General features: G+C 44.2%; 2 protein-coding genes. One reads left to right on the plus strand and one right to left on the minus strand.

Annotated elements, in window-relative coordinates; translation table 11 throughout:
- Window positions 1-136 precede the first annotated feature (136 nt).
- Entirely contained in the window at window positions 137-2,797 is a 2,661-nt protein-coding gene (clpB, locus tag IQ242_RS20265) for an ATP-dependent chaperone ClpB (RefSeq protein WP_193961193.1), read from the plus strand.
- Window positions 2,798-2,894: 97 nt separating this feature from the next.
- Here clpB and IQ242_RS20270 read toward each other — a convergent pair.
- Window positions 2,895-3,295 (minus strand): zinc ribbon domain-containing protein (locus IQ242_RS20270; protein WP_193961194.1); only part of this gene is annotated, 401 nt, incomplete at its 5' end.

Below are 3,295 nucleotides of genomic sequence, written 5' to 3' on the forward strand. Positions count from 1 at the left end.
TTCCTTCCTACACCCTACACCCCACACCCCACACCCTCTTTCAAGTCAGACCTTTTGCCGATCCCAGAACTTTGTGATCGATCGAGACTCCTTGCTATACTATACCTCTGACACTGGCTTTCCTCATTGGTGCAGAATGCAACCCACAGACTCGAATAAATTTACAGAACAAGCTTGGGATTCGATTGTTAAATCGCAAGAAATTGCGCGACGCTTTAAAAATCAGACCTTAGAGGTGGAACACGTTATTATTGCCCTCCTAGAGCAGAATAACGGTCTAGCCACCCGGATTTTACAAAAAGCTAATATAGAAATTCCCCGACTGCAACAACAGCTAGAAGTCTTCACCAACCGACAGCCGAAAGTGGCCATCGTCGATCAATTATACCTAGGTCGTGGTCTTGATCTGTTACTCGATCGCGCGGAAGCATCCCGGGAAAGTTGGCAAGATAAATTTATCTCCGTCGAACATCTTCTCGTCGGTTTTGCCGAAGATGAAAGGGTTGGCCGGAAATGTTTACGCACTTTCAATCTTGACCCCCAAGATTTAGAATTGGCCATCAAAGCGATTCGCGGTACTCAAAAGGTTACTGAACCCAATCAAGAGGAAAAATACGAAGCTTTAGATAAATATGGCCGGGATTTAACAGCAGCGGCCAAAGAAGGCAAATTAGACCCAGTTATCGGTCGCGATGAAGAAATTCGACGGGTGGTACAAGTCCTCTCGCGACGGTCAAAAAATAACCCGGTTTTAATCGGTGAACCAGGAGTAGGAAAAACCGCTATTGCTGAAGGATTGGCCCAAAGGATTGTTAACGGAGATGTTCCCGAATCTTTGAAAAATCGTCAGTTAATTTCCCTCGATATGGGAAGTTTAATCGCTGGGGCAAAATATCGAGGCGAATTTGAGGAAAGATTGCGGTCAGTCATGAAAGAAGTTACCCAATCAGAAGGGCGAATTATTCTCTTTATTGATGAACTACATACCGTCGTCGGTGCGGGTTCTAGGGAAGGGGGATCGATGGATGCGGGCAACCTATTAAAACCTATGTTAGCTCGGGGAGAATTGCGCTGTATTGGGGCGACAACTTTAGATGAATATCGCAATCATATTGAAAAAGATCCCCCTTTAGAAAGACGTTTTCAACAGGTTTATATTAAGGAACCTTCCGTGGAGGATACTATCTCAATTCTCCGGGGTTTAAAAGAACGTTATGAGCTGCATCATGGGGTGACAATTACCGATTCGGCTCTAGTGGCAGCAGCTACCTTATCCCATCGTTATATTAGCGATCGTTTTTTACCGGATAAAGCGATCGATTTAGTCGATGAAGCGGCGGCAAAATTAGAGGTAGAAAGTACCACTAAACCCGCTGATTTGGAAATGATAGATCGTCGCTTAATGCAGTTACAGATGGAAAAATTTTCCTTAGAAAAAGAGGAGAAAAAAGATCGAGCTTTTCAAGAGCGTTTAGAAAGAATTATCGAAGAAATTGAGGAATTAGAAAGTAAACAAAAGCCTCTTGCTGACCAATGGCAAACGGAAAAACATATCGCCGAGGAAATTAAATTATTGCGAGAGGAAGAGGAACAATTGCGCCTACAGGTGGAACAGGCGGAACGAGCTTATGATCTCAATAAAGCGGCGCAATTAAAGTATGGCAAACTAGAAATTTTACAGGGGGAATTAGAAGTAAAAGAAAAAGAACTAGAAACTATTCAAGCAGCAGGTTCGACCCTGTTAAGACAACAGGTAACTGATGCAGATATCGCCGAAATAGTCGCCCGGTGGACGGGAATTCCCGTCAATCGTTTAATGGAATCGGAACGACAAAAATTATTAGAATTAGAGTCTCATTTACAGAAAAAAGTTGTCGGACAAAATGAAGCGGTCACGGCAGTAGCAGCGGCGATTCGACGCGCACGCGCAGGAATGAAAGATCCCTCCCGTCCGATTGGTTCATTCCTATTTATGGGACCCACAGGAGTGGGTAAAACCGAGTTAGCGCGGGCCTTGGCGGGGTTACTGTTCGACTCCGAGGAAGCCATGGTTCGCATCGATATGTCGGAATACATGGAAAAACACGCGGTTTCGCGGTTAATCGGCGCGCCTCCGGGTTATGTGGGTTACGAGGAAGGGGGACAACTATCGGAAGCGGTGCGTCGTCGTCCCTATTCGGTGGTTTTATTGGATGAAGTGGAAAAAGCCCATCGGGATGTTTTTAACATTTTATTACAAGTGCTTGACGATGGGCGCATTACCGACTCTCAGGGACGAGTGGTGGATTTTCGGAATACGATTATCGTCATGACCAGTAATATTGGCAGTGACCATATTTTAAATGTTTCCGAAGATGCCGATTATGAGGAGATGCGGAAACGGGTTTTAACAGCTTTGCGGAGTCATTTTCGTCCCGAATTTTTGAATCGTATCGACGATTTAATTATTTTCCATACCCTGAAAAAAGAAGAATTGCGTTACATTGTTCGTCTGCAATTACAGCGTCTGGAAAGATTATTAGGAGAACAAAAAATCAATCTAGAATTAACTACGGCAGCAGAAAATCATATCGTTACTGTTGGTTACGATCCCACCTACGGTGCGCGACCTTTAAAACGCGCTATCCAACGGGAGTTAGAGAATCCTTTAGCCACAAAAATTCTCGAACAAGCTTTTATGGAAGGGGATACGGTAGTAATTGATTGTCTGGATGAGGTGTTAAGTTTTAGCAAAAAGGAGCTAGAAAGGGAAGGGCAAACATTAGAATTAGCCGTGGTTAACCTCAGTTCGGATTAAACCCAGACAGGGGATATATTCCCCCTCTGCGGGTCAATTCAGCCAATATAAACAAAATTTTGCCCGAAAAGGAGTTATAGATTTAGCTAAACAGGTTTTATCGCTGTAACTGATGACCACAGCTACTACAAAAGCGATCGGTTGCTGCTACTTTTGCCCCGCATTGACTACAAAATTGGGCTTTACTGACGGTTTTTGCGTCTCCCATACTCATTTTCATATCTCCCATTTGCATTTCCATGGGGGCAAAATTCATCGACATATTACCCATTTTCATCGGTTGCATTGGTTGCATTGGTTGCATTGGTTGCATCGGTTGCATCGGTTGCATCGGTGGGGAGGAGAAACTGGTAGCGGTTGTCGATTGAGAGGACTGAGAAACTCCAGAGGTATGAGGAGAGGAAAAACCGATACTGCTTCCCTGAATTTGGATTCTGTGGGGTCCGGTTTCGGTGATAATTTCAATAATTGCCCCTTGGGGAATTATCTCTATTTGGG

The sequence above is a fragment of the Microcystis sp. LEGE 08355 genome (assembly GCF_015207185.1).
Classification (GTDB): domain Bacteria; phylum Cyanobacteriota; class Cyanobacteriia; order Cyanobacteriales; family Microcystaceae; genus Microcystis; species Microcystis panniformis.

Coding starts and splice junctions, on each gene's coding strand:
- clpB (WP_193961193.1), top strand. CDS start 137: ATGCAACCCACAGACTCGAATAAATTTACAGAACAAGCTTGGGATTCG.